The 22,905-nt window shown below is 65.9% G+C and carries 17 protein-coding genes and 1 pseudogene; 7 read left to right on the top strand and 11 right to left on the bottom strand.

From position 1 onward, the window contains the following. Positions 1-161 precede the first annotated feature (161 nt). The 5 genes from ACQPZ2_RS25945 to ACQPZ2_RS25925 all read left to right on the top strand — a co-directional run bounded on the left by ACQPZ2_RS25945 (position 162) and on the right by ACQPZ2_RS25925 (position 7,142). Entirely contained in the window at positions 162-1,211 is a 1,050-nt protein-coding gene (locus ACQPZ2_RS25945; protein ID WP_433520826.1) for a zinc-binding alcohol dehydrogenase family protein, read from the top strand. A gap of 183 nt (positions 1,212-1,394) precedes the next feature. Continuing rightward, positions 1,395-2,054 carry a cutinase family protein gene (locus tag ACQPZ2_RS25940; RefSeq protein WP_433520825.1) on the top strand — a complete coding sequence of 220 codons (660 nt, stop codon included), beginning with the start codon at positions 1,395-1,397 and terminating at the stop codon, positions 2,052-2,054. 123 nt (positions 2,055-2,177) lie between these two features. Continuing rightward, on the top strand, positions 2,178-3,854 hold the full coding sequence (locus tag ACQPZ2_RS25935) for a bifunctional metallophosphatase/5'-nucleotidase (RefSeq protein WP_433520824.1): 1,677 nt from the start codon (positions 2,178-2,180) through the stop codon (positions 3,852-3,854). A 305-nt stretch (positions 3,855-4,159) separates the two neighbouring features. Beyond that, positions 4,160-6,193 carry an SDR family oxidoreductase gene (locus tag ACQPZ2_RS25930; protein WP_433520823.1) on the top strand — a complete coding sequence of 678 codons (2,034 nt, stop codon included), beginning with the start codon at positions 4,160-4,162 and terminating at the stop codon, positions 6,191-6,193. A gap of 307 nt (positions 6,194-6,500) precedes the next feature. Continuing rightward, complete coding sequence (locus ACQPZ2_RS25925; protein ID WP_433520822.1) at positions 6,501-7,142, top strand: GAF and ANTAR domain-containing protein; 642 nt, start codon at positions 6,501-6,503, stop codon at positions 7,140-7,142. Position 7,143: 1 nt separating this feature from the next. On the opposite strand, the gene ACQPZ2_RS25920 is transcribed toward ACQPZ2_RS25925, so the two are convergent. Next, the gene (locus tag ACQPZ2_RS25920; protein ID WP_433520821.1) at positions 7,144-7,905 is read right to left on the bottom strand and encodes an ANTAR domain-containing protein; all 762 of its coding nucleotides are present in this window, start codon (positions 7,903-7,905) and stop codon (positions 7,144-7,146) included. Between the two features lie 329 nt (positions 7,906-8,234). Here ACQPZ2_RS25920 and ACQPZ2_RS25915 point away from each other — a divergent pair, with 329 nt between their 5' ends. Further along, positions 8,235-8,954: a GAF and ANTAR domain-containing protein gene (locus ACQPZ2_RS25915; RefSeq protein WP_433520820.1), complete on the top strand. Its 720-nt coding sequence runs from the start codon at positions 8,235-8,237 to the stop codon at positions 8,952-8,954. Between the two features lie 329 nt (positions 8,955-9,283). Beyond that, positions 9,284-9,814 carry a sigma-70 family RNA polymerase sigma factor gene (locus tag ACQPZ2_RS25910; protein WP_433520819.1) on the top strand — a complete coding sequence of 177 codons (531 nt, stop codon included), beginning with the start codon at positions 9,284-9,286 and terminating at the stop codon, positions 9,812-9,814. A gap of 153 nt (positions 9,815-9,967) precedes the next feature. On the opposite strand, the gene ACQPZ2_RS25905 is transcribed toward ACQPZ2_RS25910, so the two are convergent. The 10 genes and pseudogenes from ACQPZ2_RS25905 to ACQPZ2_RS25860 form a co-directional block, all read right to left on the bottom strand. Continuing rightward, a complete protein-coding gene (locus ACQPZ2_RS25905; protein WP_433520818.1) occupies positions 9,968-11,104 on the bottom strand; it encodes a glycosyltransferase in 1,137 nt (378 codons plus the stop codon). Beyond that, positions 11,101-12,489, bottom strand: a complete 1,389-nt coding sequence (locus tag ACQPZ2_RS25900; RefSeq protein ID WP_433520817.1) for a glutamate-1-semialdehyde 2,1-aminomutase — start codon at positions 12,487-12,489, stop codon at positions 11,101-11,103. Before ACQPZ2_RS25900 ends, ACQPZ2_RS25905 begins: the two co-directional genes overlap by 4 nt. A gap of 122 nt (positions 12,490-12,611) precedes the next feature. Next, positions 12,612-13,937, bottom strand: coding sequence for a GNAT family N-acetyltransferase (locus ACQPZ2_RS25895; protein ID WP_433520816.1), 1,326 nt, complete (start codon positions 13,935-13,937; stop codon positions 12,612-12,614). A gap of 2 nt (positions 13,938-13,939) precedes the next feature. Next, positions 13,940-15,295 (bottom strand): glycosyl hydrolase family 28-related protein, encoded by a 1,356-nt coding sequence (locus ACQPZ2_RS25890; RefSeq protein ID WP_433520815.1) that lies wholly within the window; start codon positions 15,293-15,295, stop codon positions 13,940-13,942. Further along, the gene (locus tag ACQPZ2_RS25885; RefSeq protein ID WP_433520814.1) at positions 15,292-16,611 is read right to left on the bottom strand and encodes a Wzz/FepE/Etk N-terminal domain-containing protein; all 1,320 of its coding nucleotides are present in this window, start codon (positions 16,609-16,611) and stop codon (positions 15,292-15,294) included. Before ACQPZ2_RS25885 ends, ACQPZ2_RS25890 begins: the two co-directional genes overlap by 4 nt. Next, complete coding sequence (locus ACQPZ2_RS25880) at positions 16,602-17,984, bottom strand: hypothetical protein (RefSeq protein ID WP_433520813.1); 1,383 nt, start codon at positions 17,982-17,984, stop codon at positions 16,602-16,604. The genes ACQPZ2_RS25885 and ACQPZ2_RS25880 overlap by 10 nt, the downstream gene beginning before the upstream one ends. Beyond that, entirely contained in the window at positions 17,981-18,994 is a 1,014-nt protein-coding gene (locus ACQPZ2_RS25875) for a CgeB family protein (RefSeq protein WP_433520812.1), read from the bottom strand. Before ACQPZ2_RS25875 ends, ACQPZ2_RS25880 begins: the two co-directional genes overlap by 4 nt. After that, positions 18,991-20,403 (bottom strand): lipopolysaccharide biosynthesis protein, encoded by a 1,413-nt coding sequence (locus ACQPZ2_RS25870; protein ID WP_433520811.1) that lies wholly within the window; start codon positions 20,401-20,403, stop codon positions 18,991-18,993. The genes ACQPZ2_RS25875 and ACQPZ2_RS25870 overlap by 4 nt, the downstream gene beginning before the upstream one ends. Positions 20,404-20,509: 106 nt before the next feature. Continuing rightward, positions 20,510-21,670: pseudogene (locus ACQPZ2_RS25865) on the bottom strand (glycosyltransferase family 4 protein); the annotation flags it as partial. Continuing rightward, entirely contained in the window at positions 21,667-22,743 is a 1,077-nt protein-coding gene (locus tag ACQPZ2_RS25860; protein ID WP_433527526.1) for a glycosyltransferase family 4 protein, read from the bottom strand. The pseudogene ACQPZ2_RS25865 and the gene ACQPZ2_RS25860, both read right to left, overlap by 4 nt. Between the last annotated feature and the right edge of the window lie 162 nt (positions 22,744-22,905).

The following is a 22,905-nucleotide window of genomic DNA, read 5'->3' as shown; positions in this document are numbered from 1 at the left end:
GCACCTCCTCGGGCATCCGGTCCATTCGATACAGGAATGTATTCAATACAGAAATGTATCAGAAGGCCGACTCGCCTTCGGCGGAACGGGTGAACCAGCGCGGTCGGCAGGGATAATCCGAAGAGACCGTTCTCCCTGTCGGTGAGGAGTGATCGATCGGTATGAATGCGAGCGCGGCGACCACGGGGATGACCGGCTGGCGGGTGCGATGGCCGGGACCGATCGATGGCGGACCGCTCGACTTCGTTCGTGAAGCGGTGCCCGAGCCCGCGGCCGGTGAACTCCTGGTGCGGGTACTGGCCTGCGGGGTCTGTCGCACCGACCTGCATGTCGCCGAGGGGGATCTGCCGGTGCATCGGCCCGGTGTGGTGCCCGGGCACGAGGTGGTGGGGGAGGTGGTGGCGCAGGGACCGGGATCCGCTGGGGCACTCGGCTCCTCGGCTCCCGGATTCGCGGTGGGTGATCGCGTCGGCATTGCCTGGTTGCGCCACACCTGCGGCAGCTGCCGGTACTGTCTGCGCGGCGCGGAGAATCTCTGCCCGAATTCGGAGTACACGGGCTGGGACGCGGACGGCGGTTACGCCGAATATGCCACTGTCCCAGCGGCTTACGCCCACCGGCTGCCCGGCGGATACAGTGATATGGAAACCGCGCCGCTGCTGTGTGCCGGGATAATCGGCTATCGTGCGCTGCAGCGCGCCGACCTGCCGAGGGGTGGACGGCTCGGTATCTATGGCTTCGGCGGCAGCGCGCATATCGCCGCACAGGTCGCGCTGGCGCGCGGTGCCGAGGTGCATGTGATGACCAGGGATCCGGCCGCGCGCGAGCTGGCCGCCGATCTCGGCGCGGCCTCGGTGCAGGGTGCGGCGGATCGGCCTCCGGTGCAATTGGATTCGGCGATCTTGTTCGCGCCGATCGGCGAGCTGGTGCTGCCCGCAATGGAAGCGCTCGATCGCGGCGGCATCCTCGCCGTCGCGGGCATCCATCTCAGCGATATCCCGGCGCTGAACTATCAGCGGCATCTGTTCCAGGAGCGCGAGATTCGCTCGGTGACTGCCAATACCCGCGCCGACGCGCGCGAATTCCTCGCGCTGGCGGGCGAACACCGTATACATGTGACCACAACGGGGTACTCCCTCGGTACGGCGGATCGAGCCCTCGCGGATCTCGCATACGGACGTTTCACCGGCGCAGCGGTTCTCATCCCATAGGCGCCCGAATCATCGTGTGCGGGAACGGATTCCAGGACACGATTCAGCGCTGAACCGGTCTCGCTTCAGCTGGGTTGCTTGACGCAACTTTCTATCGTTCTTACCTTCACGGATATAGCCGGGTGACAGTTGTCGCTGACAATGGTCACTCAGCTTCTCACAACGGCGTGAGAGGTGATCACGATGGAAATCCGGAAGATAAGAATCCTCGAGAAGTGGCGGCTGGCACGGGTATTCGCTGTGCTATTGCTCGTCGCGACGGCGGGGGTGGTGACCAGCATCGGCGCGCAGGCACGGGCGGACTGTGCCGCGGTCGATGTGGTCGTCGCCAGAGGCACGGGGGAACCCGGGTGGCTCGGCTCCGTCGTCGGCGACCCGCTGTATAACACGCTGCTTCAAGCACTTCCGGTGAGCAGCAGCGCTTACCGGGTGGACTATCCCGCGGACCTGCTCGACCCCACGTCGCTGAGCCGCGGTACCCAGGACATGACCGACCATGTCATTCGGCAGTCGCAAATGTGCCCGGATCAGCAGTTCATCCTGGTCGGCTACTCGCAGGGCGCGGCCGTCGTGCACGGTGTCGTCGGCACCGGCATCGTGACCGCGTTGCCCGGGATCTACGTGCTCCCCGGCGATCTCGAATGGAAGGTCTCCGCGGTTCTGCTCTTCGGTGATCCCCTCCGGCTGATCGGCTGGGGCGTCCCCGGCAACTACGCCTGGAAGACCGCCGACTACTGCACCGGTGGTGATCCGATCTGCGGTGGCGGCTTCGACCCGAGCCAGCACACGAACTACGGCTGGGCGTTCTGGCCGGCCGCGGACTTCGCGGCGGGCCGGGTATAACCGGGAAATCCGCGCGGCGGGGCCGAGCATCGACCCCGCCGTCGGTGTGTTCGCACGAGATTCATGCCGATGGCACCCGGGCGTGGGACAGTCAGAAGTATGAGAGCGCACCGTCGCATTGGCATGATCATTGCGGGACTCGTGAGCATCGCCCTGGTGGCGGGATGCGGTACCGCATCCGACAGCGGTCACCCGACCACCTCGACGGCACCGGGGGTGATCCCGCTCATCTCGACCGACGATCTGCGCGGCGCGCAGTCGGACGAGGTACATCTGTTCGGGCTCAACGATTTCCACGGCAATCTGCAACCGCCCACGGGTTCCACCGGCAAGATCGCCGGACACGACGCGGGCGGTGCCGCCTACCTCGCGACCCATCTGGCTCGGTTGAAGAAGGCGTATCCGGCCAGTGCCGTGGTGTCGGCGGGGGACAATATCGGCGCGAGCCCGCTGGTCTCCGGACTTTTCCACGACGAGCCGACCATCACCTTCCTGAATTCCGTCGGACTGGCCGCCTCCTCGGTGGGCAATCACGAATTCGACAGCGGCGTCGTCGAATTGGCGCGACTGCAGCAGGGCGGGTGCGCGCTCGCCGGATGCTCGCCCGGCGCGCCGTTCACCGGAGCGAAGTTTCCCTTTCTGGCCGCCAATGTCACCGGTGCGGACGGCAAGCTACCGCCCACGCTGCGGCCGTGGACGATGCTCGAGGTCGGCGGACACAAGATCGGTGTCATCGGCACGGTGACGCCCGAGACGGCGAGTATCGTGCTGCCGGAAGGCATTCGGGGCTACACCTTCGGTGACGAGGTCGCGGCGATCAATCGCTATGTCCCCGAGGTGAAGTCGGCCGGTGCGCAAACGGTGGTCGCCCTGGTGCACGACGGTGGTGTGCAGAAGACAGCTCAGAATACGGCGGTCGACTACAACGGTTGTGCGAATATCTCCCCCGAGGTCACCGCATTGGCAACCGGTGTCGATCCCGCGGTGCGGGTGCTGTTCACCGGACACTCGCATCAGCCGTATGTCTGCACCATCGACGGCAAGGTGGTCACCCAGGCTGCCTCCTACGGTCGGCTGATCACCGATGTCACCCTGCGCTTCGGCGCTGACGGTGTGCAGGCATCGGCGGTCAACCGGGTGGTGACCCGGGAGGTCACTCCGGACGCGGCCACCACCTCGCTGATCGACTTCTATGCCGAGCAGGCCAAGCCGCGCGCGGAGCGGCCGGTCGGCATCGCGGCGGCGTCGCTGCCACACGAACCGGCGGGCTCCGGCGAATCGCCGCTCGGCGATGTCATCGCCGACTCGATGCTCTCGGTCACCGCGGCCGCACCAGCGGCGGCGGTCGCGGCCTTCATGAATCCGGGCGGGGTACGCACCGATCTGAAGTCCGGTCAGATCAGCTACGGCGATATCTACAGCGTGCAGCCGTTCGGCAATCAGGTCGTCACCGTCACCATGACGGGCAGTCAGATCCTGCGTCTGCTCGAGCAGCAATGGAGCAACGGCAAGGCAACCGTGCTCTCGCCCGCCGGGCTCACCTACACCTATGTCGAGTCGAGTCCGAAGGGCAGCAAGGTCGTCGCAGACAGCGTGCGCATCGGCGGCCAACCCCTCAACCCGGTCGCCACCTACCGCATCACCACCAACAGCTTCCTGGCTTCGGGCGGCGACGGTTTCACGGTCTTCACCGAGAGCGCCGACAAGACCGTCGGACCGATCGATCTTGATGCTTTCGAGACCTATCTGAATGGCCGCCCCCCGCTGGAATCGCCGCCCGCCCGCGCCGGGAAGCGCTGAGCGGGTGGGCAAACGCGGTGTCCCGATTAAGGTTTCGCGTTCGGGCATTATCTGAAAACTGTTGTAACACACAATATTAGCGACGCCTATTGGTGACCATTCACACATCGCCCTTGGGCGTCGTTCGCTTGCTCGAGGCTAGCTGCGCCGATTAAAGTTACCCACCAGTAGGGCAACGGTGTTCCTGCATTGGCTCAGCAAACTGTTGGCTGGCAGCCGAAATCAATGATGTCCGCATTCACTGCTGCATGCCGGGCGCGCATGTGTGACAACTCAATTCGAGTGCGACAGCAGGAGGAAATGCGATGACGACTTTCATCGTGACGGGCGGAACCGGATTCTTGGGCCGGCGGGTGGTTCAAGAACTGCTGGCGGCCGATTCCGAAGCCATTGTGCATGTGCTGGTTCGCACCGCGTCGGTGGCGAAATTCGGTGAACTCACCGCGGGCTGGGCGGGTGGCGAACGCGCATTTCCGATGCTCGGCGATCTGACCGCCGAAGGTCTCGGTTTGATCGAGGACGCGCCCAAGGCCGACCATGTGATCCACCTCGGTGCGGTCTACGACATGACCGCCGACGAGGAGACCGCACACGCGGCCAATGTCGCGGGCACGCGCTCGGTGTTGGAGCTGGCCCGCGAATTGGGCGCGGTGCTGCATCACGTCTCCTCGGTCGCCGTGGCCGGTGACCACAAGGGCAAGTTCTTCGAGGAGGATTTCGACCTCGGCCAGCGGCTGACCTCGCCGTACCACCGGACCAAATTCGCCGCGGAGAAGCTGGTCCGCGAATCGGAGGGGGTGCGCTGGCGGGTGTATCGCCCGGCGATCGTGGTCGGCGATTCGCGCACCGGTGAGATGGACAAGATCGACGGTCCGTACTACTTCTTCCCGGCCATCTCGCGCCTCGGCGCACTACCTGCCGAACTGCCGATGCTGCTGCCGGATCTGGGTGCGACCAATATCGTGCCGGTCGACTACGTGGCGGGCGCGATGGTCGAGCTGGTGCGCCGCAAGGGGCTCGACGGACGTACATTCCACCTGGTCAACCCCGAGCCGCAGCCGTTCGGCGATATCTACGGTGCGCTCGCGGCCGCGGCGGGTGCGCCGACCGGAATCGGTACAGTGCCCGGCAGCGGACTCGCGCTGAACGGGCTCGCCCACATCCCGGGAGTCGCGACGGTTCGCGATTTCCTGTTGGAGCAGTTGGGAATTCCGGCCGAGGTCGCACCGCACGCCTCCTTCGCGGCGGAATTCGTCTCCGACTCCACGCGGGCACAGTTGCGCGGGACCGGGTTGGCGGTGCCGTCGTTCGACAGCTACGCCGAGCGGCTGTGGCAGTACTGGGCCGAGAACCTGGACCCGAACCGGGGCCGGCCCGGCGACAGCGGTGATCCGCTGGACGGTCGCGTCGTCCTGATCACCGGGGCGTCCTCCGGTATCGGACTGGCCACCGCCCATGCCGTCGCGCAGCGCGGTGCGACCGTGCTGATGGTGGCCCGCGGTGTCGACGATCTGCACGCCGCGGCGGAGTCGGTGCGGGCCGAAGGTGGTGTCGCCCATGCCTATCCGTGCGACATCACCGATTCCGACGGTGTGGACGACCTGGTCGCCGCGGTGCTCGCCGATCATGGTCATGTCGATTATCTGGTGAACAATGCGGGACGGTCGATCCGTCGCTCGGTGGTCAATTCCACCGATCGCATGCACGATTTCGAGCGGACCATGGCGGTCAATTACTTCGGTGCGGTGCGACTCATTCTCGCGCTGCTGCCGTCGATGCGGGCGCGGCGCTTCGGACATATCGTGAACATCTCCTCGATCGCCGTGCAGACCAAGGTGCCGCGCTTCGCCGCGTATGTGGCGAGCAAATCCGCGCTGGACAACTTCAGCGAGATTGCTGCCGTCGAAAATCGGGATGCGGGAATCACTTTCACCTCCGTGCGCATGCCATTGGTGCGTACGCCGATGATCGCGCCGACCGATATCTATCGCTCGCTGCCGGTGCCGGATCCCGACCGCGCCGCCGAAATCGTGGTGCGCGCCATCGAGGATCGCCCGCACCGCATCGATACCCCGGTCGGCACCTTCGCCCAGGCGGTCGAGCTGCTGATGCCGTCGGTCAAGCGGACGATCATGCACCAGGGGTTCCGCTGGTTCGGTGAATCGCATGCGGCGCAGGGGAAGCAGCAGAAGACGGTGGCGCCCGCCGCAACCGACGAGGCGGATCAGGACTCCGGTCGCAATGCGCTGTCCTACCTCGCGCCGGTGGTACTGCCACTGATGGCACTGCCGAGCCCGGCCGCGCGGGTCACCCGGGTAATCCCCGGCCTACATTGGTGATAGATCCCATCATGGGCTGATTGTCCCGACGCGAACCGCCTCCAGCGGCGAGCGTGGGACGTTCGGCCCTGGTGTGGACGATCGGTGTTTCGTATTCTTGCGGTGCCGACCTGCCGTATTTCCTGCGCGTAGTTGCGGTCTAGTGCCGGGGTGGTGACGAATCCTGGGACAAGGGACCGTCGAACTCGTCGCAGGGATAACGGTCGTGAAATTTCGTAGGAATGGTGTGGGGCAGTTCGATCAGTTGACCGATGAATTTTTATCGGCCCTCGAGTTTCTGAAAAAACTGTCGGCCGAAGGCGGTGGGATGACCGCCTTGTGCGGCGCCTGTGTGCGGGTGCTGCCGGTGCAGCGTGCCGCGATCCTGATCCAGGAGCGCGATGCCGGGCTGCAGCCGTGGGCCACAAGTGATTCGGTGGCGGCGCGGGTGGAGGCGGTGCAGGCCACCGCGGGGCAGGGGCCGGCCGTGGACGCTGCCGTCGCCGGTGTGCCGGTGCTGGTGGCGGATCTGGCCGAAACCGATGTGCGGTGGCCGGGTTTCGCCGATGAATTGAACCGCGTCGAGGTGGCCGGGGCGGTGGTCGCGGGGTCGATGGTCGCGGTGCCGTTACAGCTGGGAGTGGTGCGTTTCGGTGTGCTCGATCTGTATCGGGCCCAACCGGGCAAACCGGAACCGTACGTGATTTCGGCGGGGCTGCACATCGCCGATCTGGTCATCGCGCAACTGGTGGCCGGATCGGCGAAATCCGCGCACGCCGCCGCGCAATGGTGGGATCAGCCGCTGACCAGTCGCACGATCCACCAGGCAGCCGGAATCGTGCTCGCACAATTGGACATTCGCGCACCCGACGCTTATGCGCGGCTGCGCGCCTATGCCTTCGCGCACGGGCTGTCGCTGGCCGAGGTCGCGGCGTTGGTCGTGGCGGACCGGCTGCGCTTCGATACCTGACTCAGTCCGCCGCGTCCGCACGCAGATCGATGTGCCCCTCGACAATGTCACCGGCGATATCGGAGAGCCGTCGTCCGGTGGCGCGAGCATGTCCGCGCATGATTTGGAACGCACGATCCATATCGCGGTCGCCGCGTTCGGCGAGCACACCCTTGGCCTGCTCGATGGCGACGCGCGTGTTCAGCGCGGTCGGCAACTGCGCCTGGATCGTCGCGCCCTGTGCGAGCATCACGTGTTGCGCGATGCCGACGGCCGCGATATCGGCGAGGATCTGCCCGATGCGCAGATCCAACTGTCCGAGCGCGGCGGCCGAGGTGGCAAGGATCGTGAGCGCGCCGATGCTGTCGCGGTGCAGCCGCAGTGGCACGGCATAGGCGGAGCGATATCCCGCGGCCGATGCCGCGGGTGCGAACTCCGGCCACAGATCCGCGTCGGCACGCAGATCGGGGACCGATGTCGCGGTCTTGTTCCGGTAGGCATGCAGGCTCGGTCCCTCGTGCTGTAACAAACCGAGCAGTCGGGCCGACTCGTTGGTAGAGGCAAGTACTTGTAGCTCACCGCGTTGGTCGGCTAGCAACAATCCGGCATCGCTTGCGCCGGTGACTTCGGTACACGCTTCCAGTAGCTGCTGACATAGTTCGACAACGTCGAAATCGCTCGCCAGCGAGTCGACCGCGCGCACAAGTGACCGTAATAACTGGATCGAATCCGGCAGCGGCTCGGATGATCGGTCGTGCTGCCGATCGTCGAATGGGGGCGCCATTGCAGTCTCCCGGTCGCGGTGATTGCTACTCGCCGCAATGCGGCACATTTAAACGGAGGGAATTCAGCGAAAATAAGCCTCACTCGGCACATCGTTGTGGCACGGTCAGATCGAGCCTGTCGTTCATCGTGGCATTCGGATAGTAGCCATGTCGACCACTATCCGATGACCGGTCAACGGAATCCGATGAGTAGCTGGATAATTCAAAGGAGCGTGGTGGTGTCGAAATTGTGGTGTGTTACTTCGCTCGGCCATACCATGGAAACGTCAGCAAGTGCGGCGCGGGACTTGAGGGGACGACCGACTTTCGCACGTGTGGGGTGATTCGGGTGTCTGACAACAAGGTGCTGGTTGCCGCTGCAGCGCGACTAGCCGAACTGCTACCTGCGATCGATGACACGGCGGAGATGGTGCGCCAGCTGATGAACAGCGCGATCGTCGCGCTCGATCTGGCGGGCTGCACCGTCATGCTGATGCCGGACGAGACGCTCACGCCCGACGAGCGCTCCCGGATGGCCGCCGCGGCTCCGGACGAACTGGTGGCCATGGAACTCTGTCAGCATCGCAGCGAACGCGGTCCGAGCGTGGACGCGTACCGGTCCGGCAAACCCATCGCGATCGACGATATCGGTCGACACGGCGAGCGCTGGCCGGAGTTCGCGGCCGAGGCGGTCCGGCACGGGTTGTCGTCGCTGGCCGAGATCCCGATGCGGGTCGGCGGGACCACGGTCGGTGCGCTCGGCCTGTACGGCCCGAGCCCACGGACCTGGACCGACCAGGATCTCTCGGTGGGCGGACTGTTGGCGAGTATGGCGACCGGCCACATCAAAAATTCCAACGTGCTACGCCGTCAGCAGCGTCTGACCGCGCAGTTGCAGCACGCGCTGGATTCGCGGATCGTCATCGAACAGGCCAAGGGTGTGATCGCCAATGCCAGGCGGACCACGCCGGAGGTCGCGTTCGAACTGATCCGCACACATGCTCGCAAGAATCGGGTCGCCGTACACGCGGTGGCGAAAGGGATCGTCGAACTCGGCCTGCGCGTCTGAGTAAATCCGTTACTGCGCGAAAGTGCATGATCATTTGCGCGCGGCGCGGTAATGTGAAAGTTGGACTATCGGCCCCAGTCCCCGGCCGATTCCGTTCTCCGCCAGTGCCGTCCATGCCCTCGACGGTCTGCTTCGACGCAGCTTCATACGTCGAAATCAACCTGCATGTCGCATCACTTGTTTGTCTGGGGGCAATCGTGATCCTGCTCGTTTCATCTCGGTCCGAACACAATTCACATCGGTCCGAACGACTTCCAACTACGCTGCGGTCCGTCGCTCGGCCGGTTCGTAATCGGATTGATATCGAATCCGATGGTGTCGATGCGGAATTGGTACATCGCATCGGCGACGGCGATCAAGAGGCCTTCGCCCAGTTCTACCGCCGCACTCGCGGTCTGGTCTATCGCCGGGTGCTGGCAATCGTCCGTGACCGCGGGTATGCCGAAGAGACCTGTCACGACGTCTACCTCGAGGTATGGCGCTGTGCGATCGGGTTCGACGAGCGCCGCGGTTCCGTGCTCACCTGGTTGCGTATGCTGGCCCATCGCCAGGCCGTGGACCGGGTCCGGCACGAACGCGCCACCATGGACCACAATCACTCCTGGGGCAGTCGCGATTATCAGCCCCCGGCCGATGTGGTGGCCGAGGCGGCGGTGCGGCACGACGAAAGGGACGCCCTGCGCCGCAGCCTCACCCATCTGACCGCACTCCAGCACGAATCCATCGCGCTCGCGTACTACTCCGGACTCAGCTATCCCGAGGTTGCGGCCCATCTCGGGGTCGGTCTCCCCACGGTCAAATCCCGGATCCGGGCGGGGCTCGAGCACCTGAAGACCGACCTGTCCGAACCGCTCAACTAGCGCCGGGTGGGACTGCCCGTGCCGATGGTCAACGGCGCCAGCAGCGTCGAGCTGCAGCCGTCCTCGGTGCGGGCGCCGACCGGCGAATTCCCGGCCTCGCTCGAGACGCCTTCGAGGCGGAAGTGGAGCGTCCTCGCGCGACCGATCGAGTGGTTATCCGGATCCGATCGTGTTGCTGACGATGTCGGCGATGCCAGCGCGGAATGACTTGGGGGAGAAGGTCATTGCGTGGGCCCGGATTACCGTCGGATCGTAGACGGTGGAATCGAAGTCGCGCATGGCCTGCGCCAGGCCTGCGATGACGTGCTCGTCGCTGCCGTGTTCGACGAATTCGCCGGTGATTCCGGGGCGCACGGTATCGCGGGACCCGCCCTGACCGACCGCGAGAACCGGTGTGCCACAGGCCATTGCCTCGACAGGGACGATGCCGAAATCCTCGATGCCCGGCATGAGCAGTGCGCGACAGCGGCGGTACATGTCGAGCAGGGTCTGGAAAGGTGTGGCACCGAGGAAGGTGGTTTCGGAGCCCGCGATCGCGTCGAGTTGGGGGCGGAAGCGTCCGTCGCCGAGGACGACCAGGCGCACACCCGCGCGCTGGGCGGCGCGAATGGCCAGGTCGGGGCGCTTATAGGGGACCAGGCGCCCAGCGGCGAGGAAGAAGTCCCCGCGGGGTACGGCCGGGTCGGGGGTGAAATCGTCGACCTGCACCGGGGGATTGACCACGGTCGAGGGCAACCGCCACCAGTCGCGGATGCGATCGGCCACCGCGTGCGAGTTGGCGATTACGTGCGTGAGATGTGGGGCTGCGCGCAGTTCGCCGCGACGGGCCAGTTGGCCGAGAGCGGTGAGTGCGAGCTGTCCGGCCCGGCCGCCCGCCTCCTGTGCGCGGAATTCCGGATCCCAGGCCCAGCGCGCCGGACTGTGCACGTACACGATGGTCGGTGCGTCCGTGGCGAATGCGGCCTGCGTGGCGAAGGCGTGATGACTGATGAGCACCGCGTCGAACCGTCCGCGCAAGGGCAGCTCTCGAAGGGCGCGTGGCACGAACGGCAATAGCGGGGCGTGCGAGCGACGACCGATGGTTGCGTGTGCGCGGCTGAGCCAGGTGCTCCGCACCGCGGTCAGCGGCGGTCGGATGCCTGCCGGATCGACAATCGGCGCGAATACCTGTGCGTCGGGCCAGGTTTCGACGAATTCGCCGACCACCGCCTCGGATCCGCCGAATTCGGTGAACCGCTCGTGCACGATCGCGATTCGCGGCGATCCGGTCCCCTTGTGCGACAGGTTCATTCGGCCACCGAGCCGATGCGTCGGGGCTCGGCCTTGCGTCGAATGGCCGGAGCCACCGGGCGGCCATCCAACAACCCGTCGACCGTGCCCTGCTCAATTGCCTTGCGGTACACGCTCGCCGCCTCACGGCACGCCGTGATCGTCCGGTCGATATCGGATTCGGTATGCGCGGCCGAGGTGACGAAGGATTGACCGAGCACACCTCGATCCAGCAGTTCCTGCAGGAATAGCGTGCGGAACTCCTGGGATGGCCGGCCATCGGGATCGCGGGTCACGAAGATCAGACAGGAGGGACGGCCCAGCACCTGCAGGTAGTCCGCGATACCTAGATCGGCGGCGATCGCGTTGACACCGTCGGCGAGCAACCGACCGGCGTATTCCATCCGTGCGATCGGATCGCCGGTGGTGTATTCGTGCGCGACCGCGCGAAACGCCGCCAGCGAAGCCGATTCCGGTCCGTGCGTGGTGGACAGCAGGAACACCCGATCGCGGTCGGTACGCAACCCGCCGAGCTCCATGAACTCGCGCTTACCCGCCAGCGCCGAAATCGGAAATCCATTGCCCATCGCCTTGCCCCAGCACGACAGATCGGGTGTCACCTCGTAGATGGCCTGCGCCCCGCCCACCGACCACCGGAACCCGGTGATCATCTCGTCGAAGATGAGCAGGGTGCGATGCCGATCGCAGAGTTCGCGCACACCTTCGAGAAAGCCGGGTGCTGGTTCGTTCAGTGCGGTCGCCGCCTCCATGACCACGGCCGCGACCGCGCCGGTATTCAGCACGGCGGCCAGCGACGGCAGGTCGTTGTACTGGAATTTCATCGTGCCTGCGACGGCCTCGGTGGGTATGCCGCTGTCCATCGGGGTGGTCCCGATGAACCAGTCGTCCACCGAGAAGAACGGTTGATCGCAGACCGCGATGACGGTGCGTCCGGTCGCGGCCCTGGCCAGCCGCACCGCGGCTGTGGTGGCGTCGGAGCCGTTCTTGGCGAATTTGACCATATCGGCGCCCGGCACCAATGACAGGAAATCCTGTGCCGCAAGCAATTCCAGCTCGGTGGGTCGACTGAAGCTGACACCGTCGGCAATCGCCCTGGTCACGGCCTCGAGCACCGGGCGATACGCGTGGCCGAGGGTGACCGAACGCAAGCCCATGCCGTATTCGACGTAGCAATTGCCGTCGGCATCCCAGACCCGACAGCCCTCGCCGCGCACCAGAATCGGCGCCATGAACTCCGGATACTGATCCGGCCCGCGGGCATAGGTGTGCGCACCGCCGGGTACCAGATCGTGCAGCCGCGCCTGGAGCTCGTTGCTGCGCGCGAAACGGTTGCGACGGGCCGCGGGGTTGTCGGGGTTGGTATGGCCGCGGTCGACGTGGTCCATGCTGAACTCCTGGGCAGAGATGATGCACGCGCACACAGGGCCCCCGGCACGAATCGGCTTGCGCGCGATAGGTTCTCCGGTTCACTGTACGTCCGGTGCGACGCCGTGTCCGCGCAACTTCGTCACCCCTGGGCGATAGGGGTGGTAACCGCCCACAGGTCGTGATCGGCCCGCCGACCGGTGGCGCCGACGAAGCAGCGCATGCGTCCCTCGCGGACCATGCCGACACGCGCGGCGATTTCGGCCGCATGCACATCGCCGGGTTCGATGGCGGTCGCCACCCGGCACAGGCCGAGTGTGGTGAAGGCGTGGTCGAGCAGCAGCCGGGTGGCCGCTGTCCGGACCTGCTCACCGCCGACGGCCGGATCGGTCCACACGAACATGCGCGCATTGCGATCGAACATATCCAGATCGAACAATCGGCATTCGCCCGCGTAATCGCCGTTCACCTCGACCGCCAGGACCAGACCCCGTTCGGATCGCAATCCCGCACGAGCACAGAAGAATTCGCGTAGCCAGGCGATTCGTCCGTGCCGGCGCTCCCATGCGGTGGCCGGTGCGTTCGGCTCCGGATCGAGTGCGGCGCGGTTACGGATTCGCGCGGCCCGCCACCTTGTCCGGTCCAGCAGGTGCCGACTGCGCAGCACCACCCTCGGATCGTCCTGATCGGTGAGGCGGGTTGTGGGCGGTGAGCGCAGCGGATCGAATCGGTGCAGTGCCCGGCCCGCGCAGTAGCGGGCAATGGCGGCCAGCACGGTGGTCCGGTTCAGCGGCGTATCGGTGTCGGCGTCCGGTCGGGCGGGCTGCGGCGTTTGCGGATGTTGGGTCGAGTGGCTCTCGATCCAGTGCCGCGCGAAGCCGTTCGGTGGGATCGCGGCTTTGGTGATCGCCCACAATTCGTGGTCGCGCCGAGCCCCGCCGACATCGAAATACCTGGTCATCATCGCTTCGCGCTGGAAACCGATGAGGGCGGCGCCGCGCGCGGTGGCGAGATTCGCCGGGGAGATCGGGGCGGTAATGCGTTGCAGACCTGCCGGTCCGAAACCGAAATCCAGCACCATGGACGAGGCCAGGCCACCGATGCCGTGCCGTGCCACCTCCGCATCCACCCAGAGCCCCATTTCGGCGGAGCCGGTCGCGGACTCGATGGAAACCAGTTCGATCTGGCCCGCGAGTCTGCCGTCGACCTCGATCACCAAGGACAGTCGGCGACCCGCCCGCGCCTCCGCACGCACGCTGAGACATTCACGGACCCAGAGCTTTCCGGTATGTCGCGCATCCCAGTCCAGCGGCGAACTCGACCAGAAGGGTTCGATATTGCGTTGATCGCGGAGCCGGATCCGCCGCCATTGCGCGTAGTCGTCGATCCGCGGCGGGCGCAGCACGACCGTCGCACCGTGCAATGTCATGGGTCCGAGCCGGATTCCGGACAACGAACTGCTGGACATGCTCACTCCCGGGGTCGTTGGCGGCCGAGCGAGGTTGTTTTCACGGCACCATCGGTGCCGACCGATAGGCGCCAGTAGCCGCCCGCCGCGTCCTTGAGCACGATCCCGCTCTCCGCGCGGTCGGAAAGCCAAGCACCGCTGGACAATACGGCCGATCGCACGGTGCCGTCGGGGGCCTGCGCCTGGTAGATATCCGCATTGACCTGCCCGGCCCGGCCGACCATGGTGCCGCTGTACTGCGGCGCATGCATACCGTCGCGCCCCATGACGTGCCACTTCTCCGGAAACATGCCGGGCGCGAGATCATCGGAGGCACTGGAGATCAGGTTGACCGCGGTGCCCTCCGGACAGCCCGTCGCGTCGATGCGCAACTCGATCGGCGGCCGATCGGAGTCCTTGTCGAATTGCACATTGGCCAGATACGGCTGCCGGCAGTAGACGAGATCGAGCCCGACCGTGCGCGCGGCGACCTTGCAGTTGATCATGCCGAACTGGGCGGGTCCGCCGCGATCGCGCTGGCCCACCGACAGCGCGGTATCGGCGCCTTCGAACCAGACATTGGTCAGCCACCAGTCATTGGCCGCACCGTCGATGCTGATATGCCGATCGGTGGTGCGCGGATCCTCGTCGGAGACGAATTCCACATTGGTGAGCGATAGCCCCGCGTTGTGGTCGTTGCCGGTGCCGAGCACCCCGATGTAGTTGCTGGTGAGTTTGGAGGAGGTCACGTAGTTCTGGATGCAGGAGGTGACGATGCCGAAGCCGAAGTTATTGATATCGCAGTTGACGAATGCCGTTCCACCGGTGTTGTTTTCGAGGACCACACCGCGCTGCTGCAGGAAGCGCGGATGGTTGTCGCTGAGGTGATTGCCGCGGATCACCACTCCGTCGAAGGAGCAGCGGAACGATTCGGACAGCACCACCGCCGTCGAGCGCGGTCCGGTCAGGAAGAAGCCGATGCGGGAGAACCGCACCCGGTTGCGTTTTCGCAGTGTGATGAGCGTGATGTCGGCATCGCAAGTGACCAGCGTGACATCGCCGCCGTCGCCGAGAACCGTTGCGTAGTCGGGCAGATCGGGCCAGGAGGTCACTTTGTAATGGCCTGCGGGCAGATACAGCACGAGCGGCGCGTCTCCGACGGCTGCCGCCGACCGGATCGCCGCGGTGTCATCGGCGACGCCGTCCCCGACCGCACCGAAGTCGCGGACATTGCGCGCCGCCGGTGCGTCGGTGACATGCGGCGACCGGAATTCGACACCCGGGGAATCGGAGGAGGAGCAGGCGGCCAGGGGTACCGCGGCGGCGGCGCCGAGGGATGCGGCCAGCAGTCGTCGTCGATGGACAGCCTCGAAACTCAAAGGCGCAGCCTCCCCACCAGCCGCTGTATACCCGTGCCGAGCTTGCTGTACGCTACCGCGCCGGAGAGCAGGTTGTCCCCGAATGTGGCCAGCGCGCCGCGGATTCGCGGTGCGGTGCTGGTGCCGAGTTCGACCACCGCGACGGTTTGCTCACACAGCGGGGCAAGGGCGATAGCATCAGCGGCGTGGGCGACCGGCGCGGCCTGGATCACCACATGGTCGTAATCGGTGCGCAGTTTGGCGACCACGGCCGCGAACCGGTCGGAGGCGAGCAGGTCCGAGGTGTGCCCATCCAGCTCGCCCAGCGGCAGCACCGTCACCCCCGCCTGCGGCCAGCCGGTCAGTGCGTCGGTAACGGGCAAGGATCCGTGCAGGACACCGGCCAGTCCGGGCACCGCCCCGAGGACGATCTGCTGTGATCCGCCGTGACCGGAGGTGTCGGCGTCGATATAGACCACATGCCGACCGGTATCGGCGAACGACTTGGCCAGCGCCATCGCGATTTCCGGCTCCGACCGTGCCGACAGACTCGACAGCAGCACCGTCGTCGCCTCACCGTTGCGCTGCAAACGCGTTCGCAGCCTTCGGGTTTCCTCGACCGCACCCGGACGACCGAGATCGATGATGCCGAGGATCGGTACCGGCGCGCTGGTGCGCGTCGATCCGGGAATCGGGCCCGCCAGCACCGCCGCCAGATCATTGGAGGTGCGCAGCTTGCGGTCGGTGCGATCGCGGACGAAGGCGGCCAGCCCGCCCAGCGCGAGTCCGGCCAGCACACCGAGCGCGAGCAGCCGGGGCGATTGCGGACCGCTCGCTCCGGATGGCAGTTCGGCTCGGTCCACGACCTCGGCGCGGGCGGCGGGTGCGGCGTCCTTCTCGATGGATTCGAGTTCGCCGATCAGCTGACGGAACTGTGCGACAACGGTATTGGCGATATCGCGGGCGCGTTCGGGTGAGCTGTCCTTGATCGAGAAGACGATCAAAGTGGTGGCGGGCGGCGAGGCCGCGGTGATCTTGGCACGCAGTTCGTCGACCGACATCTTCAGGCTGAGATCGTCGATGGTGCGCTTGGCGACATTGGCGCTGGTGGCCAAGTCGAGGTACGACCGCACGCGCTGCTGGGCGGCCAGTCCGCCCTGATATGAATCGTTCACCGAGGTTCCGGTCGCCATCGAGACGTAGACGCTGCTCGTGGCCACATAGTTCGTCGGTTGGCTGCGTGCGTAACCCACCGCCGCGAGTAGGCACAGCACCAGCACACCGAGAATCAGCATCCAGCGACGACGCGCGATATGCCAGTAATCGATCAACCCCATTGTTCGGAACCTCTTTTCCCGATGACGAGCAAAGGCTGTTGCGGTGGCGGCGATAGGACCCGCGGTTTCGCGCGGCGGCGATATTCCTGGACCGCCAGATAGATCAGCGTCGCGAGCACCGCGGCCTGCAGGAATTTGCCGAGCGCCTCCATGCTGCCGAGGATGCCGCGCTCGAACAGCGAGGAGGCTCCGGTCAGCGCGAGCGCGAGCACCACCATCGGGAAGTACTGGGAATACAGCGCTTTGGCCCAGGCGAGCAGCAGCACGAAGGTGAAGCCGACGCTCACCACGATGCCGGTATAGCCGCCGATCACATAGCCCTCGTTGATATTTCCCTCGGCGAGTGACACCGAGACCCGTGTCATATCCACCGAGGCGCCGCGAACGTCGTCGGCCCATGCGGTACCCGACTGGAATTTCGGGGCACCGAGCAGTTGGGTCGGAATCAGGCTCAGCGCGGCGTGGCGGAACTCCTCGGCGGGCGTCAGCCAATATCCGGTGCCGTGATAGTAGGCGTCGGTCGCGGCCTCCAGCAGATCGAAGCGCCGCAGGATACTCAGGAACGGTCGCACCGAAGGCGGATATGCCGAACTGGTCATCGCTGCTTCGGCCTTGCCTGCCTCGGTGGTCTTGAACGACTGCAACCACCCGAAACCGCCGATGCCGAGCACCGCGATGGCCAGCACACCGACGACCTTGGCCTTGGTCCAGCCGAGTATCGCGAACCGGACCGCCACGGCCAGCGCGGCACCGAGGATCGGGGTCTTCGATTCGACGACCACGGTCCACATCAGTTCCCCGGCCAACATCGCACCGATCAACACCGCGGTGGTGCGCGGCTGGGCCGGTCGGATGAAAATGATCAATCCGAGCGCCGCGACGGTCGCGAGAATGCTGACGAAGGCGAGAATCGGATTGGCGCTGTCGACATCACCGGCGTGCCCGGTGGATCCGGAGGCGTAGGAGGCGCCCCTACCGAACAGCCCGATGACGTAGATGGTGGCCAGGGCGGGCACGAAATCCGGATTGCCGGTCATCGCGGGCGCGCGGGGTACCGGATGGCGTCGCGACCAGATCGCATATCCGACAACGAGTATCGCGTATACCCACAAGCCGAAGACGACATGATGCAGCACCAGTGCGATGCCGCGGTCGTAGCCGAGTACGGCCAGTCGCGGATCGGGCACATTGTCGCCGTAGTGCGGTTCGGGTTGCACTGCGAGTAGTACCAGCGGCCGGGCGAGGTAGGACAGCGACCAGAATGCGGCCTGCGCGATGATGAAAACCCGTGCGACGCTGGGCACCCATGCCGAGGCGACCACCAAAGTGGCCAGGGCGCAAGCGATTGCGATGATCTCGGTATAGGCGGTCATGTTCTTGCCTCGAGTGCGTCCATGATCTCGCGTGCCCGATCGACATACCGGTGTCCGCCGTCGGCGATCCGCCGGTATCCGGCTTCGGCGATCGCATCCGCCTTTTCCGGATGCCGTGCGCACCAATCGAGGATTTCGCGCAGCTCCGCCTGATCGGCGAACAGGAAGCATTCGACGGTGTCGCGCAAGAGTTCCGCATGTTCGTCGGTGCGTTCGCCGACGAAAAGCCCACCCGCGGCGGGCACTTCGAAGGTGCGACAGGTGTGGGTGTCACGGTTGTCGGAGTTGAGCAGCACCAGATTCGCGGTGACATCGGCGACCACGGCCGAATAGCGCGAACCGTAGACCGGGCCGCCCACCGTGGCGCGGGTGGTACGCAATTCTGGAACCCGCCGCCAGCCCGGACCGCGCACGAGCATCCGGTCACCGTGTTCGCGGGCCAGCGCGACCAGATCGGCCCGGCGATCGGGGCGGCAGACGCCGATGAACCCGACCAGGTAGCGCGGTGTCCGTCCGCGCGCGGCCGGATAGTGCCACGCCGGGTCATAGGCGCTGCGGACGAAACCGACCGCCTTCGCGCCCCGATCGAGGAGTTCGGGCACATTGTGCTGCTTGGTGGTGACGATCAGGTCCCAATCGGACTCGTGCGCAAGGTATTCCGGACTGATGTTTTCCGGATTGGCGACATCGTCGGGGCTGTAGTGCACATGCAGCCGCGCCGGGATGTCCAGCAACCTGTGCTGGTCGAGGTGCACGGCTTTGAACGCGAAGACCAGGTCCGGCTGGAACTGCGCTGCGGCACGGTCGATTTCGCCGTGCAGGTCGGTGACGGTCCACGGCGCGCGCCGCCGCGCGAACTTGGCATAGACCCACGGCGGTGACAGTCGTATCGGCAGGGTGACCGGGGTGGAGTCGACGACCACCACCTCGTGGCCCGCCTGCCGGAAGCCGTCCGCGAGCGAGCGCGCATTGCTGCCGACCCAGTCGTCCCCGATGAACAAGATCTTCACGCGGTGCCCTCCTCGCGCATCAGCACCACGGCGGGACTCGAGGCTACGGACGCCGTGCGTTCGCGCACGATCAGTGTGCGGACCCGCGCGAGGTACCAGATAGCCGTGCTGAATTCGACGAGCACACTGCCGTAGACGAGTGTCCAGACCGAATGAGTCCGAAAAGCAATGAATAGTGCGACGCCTGCGACACAGGTGCCGAGCACCGCACCGATGAGCACACCGGTGGTGTCCTGTCGCACCGGCAGCAGCGCCGTGGTGACGAACGAGGTGATCGTGGTAGCGGGCAGCATGAAGATCTCGACCCGCAACAGCCCGACGGCTCCGGTGAATTCGTCACCGAAGACCAGGCGGATCAACAGCGGCGCGGCCAGCCAGACGGCCACGGCCGCGACGGTGGCGACACAGATGCAGGCCGCCAGCGCCAGCAGCGCGTGCCGCCAGAATCGGTGATCGGTGCTGCGCCTCGCCATGCGGGGCAGTAGCGCGAATCCGATGGGATCCAGGGTGGATTGGATCGCGCGCACGAGCCGATCGCCCGCCGAGTACAGACCGAGCGAAACCGTGTCCAGCACAGCGGAATACACTGCGGCCGCGCCCTGACCATAGGACGTCACCAGCACCCGCGACGTGAGAACCGGTGCGCCCGTTCGCAATACGCTCTTGAATTGCCGAGGCGGCGTGGGCGGGCCGAAGGTGCGCAGCGAATCCCACCAGGTCAGCGCCACGGTGGGCACGGACGATATCAGCAGGCATAGCAGTGCGAGCTGCGCGCTCGGCATCCGGGGAAGTAGCCCGACGAGCAGGATCAGATAGCCGACCCGGCCGACCGCCTGATAGGCGGTAGACGCTCCGAACCGGCCCTGCCCGATCAGCAGCCAATCCTCCGAGACCGACCAGAATCCGCCCGCGAACAGGCCCAACAGGATCATGTCCACCTGCACCGACGCACTCGCCGCCAGACAAAGCAGCAGGGCGATCCCGATGACGCCGAGGGTGCTCGCGCGGATCGCCAGATAATCGCCGCGCAACTGATTGATCATCTGCAGCCGCGCGCTCTCGCCCTCGCGTTCGCGCGAATCGTGCACCCGCGCGGCCAGGAACGAGGTGATGCCGAGATCAACCAGCAGCGAGCCGATGAAATACGACGACATACCGATTGCCAGCAGGCCAAGGCCGTGTGCGCCGAGCACCCGCGCGATCAGCGGAACCGTGACGATCGTGATGACGTACTGTCCGTACTTGCCGAAGGTGACGTAGCCGATATCGCGCAGCACCCCGCCGAGGCCGTGTGATCGGTGCAGGCCGCCGCCGGGCGCGCCGCGTTCGTCCTTGCGATGGGCCCCGCCGGTGGCGGTCGGTGTCGGTGGTTCGGTGGGCTGGCCTGCGGCATGTTTGTGCTCAGACATGCGGAGTCCGTTCTCGCGGATTCTGGTGGCCCCCCGCGGCGGGAGCGACGGGCCCGGAGGCGGCAGCGGAGGGTAACCACGTACGGCCCCGCGAGCGCCGCCGATTGGGTACAGCGCCGTTGCGTTGGGTTATGGAATTCAGGAAGGTGGCGACGGTGTGCGCCGAAGCTTCGATGTCGAAATCCTTGGCGCGGGTGCGGGCCGCCGTGGCCAGGCGGGTGCGCAGCGCCGGATCGGCGATGAGGGTGTCGAGCGCGGTGGTGAGTTGTCGCTGATCGCCGCCGTCCACGAGCAGTCCGTTGACACCGGGTTCGACGATCTCGGCAGGACCGCCCGGTCCGGAAGCGATCACCGCGCAGCCCGCGTGCATACCCTCGACCACGACCTGTCCGAACGGTTCGGGAAGTACCGAGGAGTGCACAAGGATATCGGCGTCGCGCAGATAGCCTCCGGGATCGTCGACGTGTCCGGTGAAGGTGACCGGCAGCCCGAATTCCTTTGCCATGCACGCCAATTCGGCTTGGTAGGGCTCCTCGTCGAAGAAGGTGCCGCCGATCAGAAAGATCTGTCGCGGTTGCACTTTCATCGCCGCGATGGCGCGCAGCAGCACGTCCTGGCCCTTCCACGGCGTCAGCCTGCCGACGGCGACGAGGACCGTTTCGGTGGGCGCACGCTGCGCGGCGCGCTCGATATCCTCGCCGAGTTCCACACCCGGATAGGCCACCACCGCCGGACAACGGCCGATCCGCAAGGTGCGCAAGGTGGTTCGGCTATTGGCAAGATAACCATGCGCCGTGAGTCGGCCGAGCAGTTGAATGACGACCGTCGGCAGTCGGCCGAAATAATCGACCGAGATCCGATCGTGCACCTGCCACACCAGCGGAATTCGCGCTCGTCGCGTCGCGATCGCACCCATCACCAAAGCCTTGGTGCTCTCGGCGATCAACACATCGGCACCCAGTTCGCGCGCGGTCGCACCGAGTGCCCAGCCCAATCGCAGGAGGGCGATGAATCCGGCGATCAGCCGCACCGGCCCGGACCCGATGGTCATGGCACGGCTGTCGAAAGCGCCACGCACGACGCGCGTCTCGACTCCGCGCGCCCGCATGCGTTCGACCATCGGGCCGTCCTCCGTATAGATCTGCGCGACATGGATGAGCCCCGACTCACGCAGCGCGGCAAGTAACCGCAGCGTCGCCAGTTCCGCGCCCGACGGCGCCGCGGTATGCGCGAGAAAGAGGGCCTTGGTCGTCCTCGATGGGGTCATCGCCTTAATTCCTGATACATCGTGAGATGACGCTCCGCTGTGACATCCCACGAGAAAGTTTCCGCGTGGGCGCGACATTGTTCGGGCGTCGGCAGTGCACCGTTCAGCGCGGCCACGATCCGCGCGCCCAGTGTCTCGGCCTCCCCGGCGGGCACGATCAGCGAAGAATCCAGTCCGCGTACCGAATCCGGTAATCCGCCACAGTCGGTGACGATCGGGGCACGACCCGCGGCGAGGGATTCCAGGGCGATCAGACCGAATCCCTCCAGCGCGGTGGTCGGGACAACGGTGAGCGCGGCCCGTTCATAGAGTTCGGTGAGTTGTCGGTCGTCGACACTGCCCGCGAAGGTGATCGCACTGTCCAGCCCGGCATCGGCGGCCGTGGCACGCAATTCGCCTTCGGCGGTACCGGTTCCGACGAGGACGAGTCGAGCGTCCGGATGTTCGGCGAGCACGCCCGGCCAGCAGCGCAGTAGCGTGTCGATGCCCATCCGGCGTTCGAGTCTGCGCACACACAGCACGGTTCGGTGGGTACCGGTCGGTATCGGTGCGGCTCGGAATCGGGTCAGATCTACACCGGGCGGGATGACCCGGATCCGGTCGGCCGGGACCCGATAGTCGTTGCTGAGTACTTCACGAAAGTGATTGGACAGCACCACGAATCGGTCCGCACCCGCATAGCGGATCCGCTCGAGCAGATACTTCGCCCGTGCACCGATTTCGCTCTGTCCGGTGAGGCGGCTCTCGGCTGCCCACGGTCCATGGAAGTGCACGACCAGCGGCACCCGCCCGCGTCGCCCGAAGGCCGCCGGGCCATACAGCGCGAAGTGCCGGTCGAGGATATCCGCGCGGCCCAGTTCGGCCCGCTCCAGAAACGCGGAGCGGGCCCGGGTGATGGTCGAACCGCCGGTTCGTCCCCACGACCGAGCGCCGGGCGGATCATCGGCACCGGTCGTGCCGAATGCCGACGCCGAAACCTGTACGCCCGGTTGCCGTGCGAGTGCGTGGAATAGTTCGGTGAAATAACGATTGAGTCCGCCCGGTGCTGCCGAGAACCATTCGGAACCCGTCATATGCACGCGCAATGCCCCGGTCGCTGCCGTCATCGCGGCCCCCTACTTCTGGCGATGATGGGACGAGCCCGCTATCTGAACTCGCTTCCCGCGCAACAGTCTAGGGGAGTTCGCTCGTTCCGGCGGGGGTGAGATCAACTGCCGACCAGGGCGAATGACCAG

Source organism: Nocardia pseudovaccinii, assembly GCF_050942345.1.
GTDB lineage: Bacteria > Actinomycetota > Actinomycetes > Mycobacteriales > Mycobacteriaceae > Nocardia > Nocardia pseudovaccinii.
Note: the sequence above shows the minus strand (reverse complement) of the source record. Positions and strands in the feature narration are given on the sequence as shown.

Coding starts and splice junctions, on each gene's coding strand:
- ACQPZ2_RS25945 (WP_433520826.1), top strand. CDS start 162: ATGAATGCGAGCGCGGCGACCACGGGGATGACCGGCTGGCGGGTGCGA.
- ACQPZ2_RS25940 (WP_433520825.1), top strand. CDS start 1,395: ATGGAAATCCGGAAGATAAGAATCCTCGAGAAGTGGCGGCTGGCACGG.
- ACQPZ2_RS25935 (WP_433520824.1), top strand. CDS start 2,178: ATGATCATTGCGGGACTCGTGAGCATCGCCCTGGTGGCGGGATGCGGT.
- ACQPZ2_RS25930 (WP_433520823.1), top strand. CDS start 4,160: ATGACGACTTTCATCGTGACGGGCGGAACCGGATTCTTGGGCCGGCGG.
- ACQPZ2_RS25925 (WP_433520822.1), top strand. CDS start 6,501: ATGACCGCCTTGTGCGGCGCCTGTGTGCGGGTGCTGCCGGTGCAGCGT.
- ACQPZ2_RS25920 (WP_433520821.1), bottom strand. CDS start 7,905: ATGGCGCCCCCATTCGACGATCGGCAGCACGACCGATCATCCGAGCCG.
- ACQPZ2_RS25905 (WP_433520818.1), bottom strand. CDS start 11,104: ATGAACCTGTCGCACAAGGGGACCGGATCGCCGCGAATCGCGATCGTG.
- ACQPZ2_RS25900 (WP_433520817.1), bottom strand. CDS start 12,489: ATGGACCACGTCGACCGCGGCCATACCAACCCCGACAACCCCGCGGCC.
- ACQPZ2_RS25895 (WP_433520816.1), bottom strand. CDS start 13,937: ATGTCCAGCAGTTCGTTGTCCGGAATCCGGCTCGGACCCATGACATTG.
- ACQPZ2_RS25885 (WP_433520814.1), bottom strand. CDS start 16,611: ATGGGGTTGATCGATTACTGGCATATCGCGCGTCGTCGCTGGATGCTG.
- ACQPZ2_RS25880 (WP_433520813.1), bottom strand. CDS start 17,984: ATGACCGCCTATACCGAGATCATCGCAATCGCTTGCGCCCTGGCCACT.
- ACQPZ2_RS25870 (WP_433520811.1), bottom strand. CDS start 20,403: ATGTCTGAGCACAAACATGCCGCAGGCCAGCCCACCGAACCACCGACA.
- ACQPZ2_RS25860 (WP_433527526.1), bottom strand. CDS start 22,743: ATGACGGGTTCCGAATGGTTCTCGGCAGCACCGGGCGGACTCAATCGT.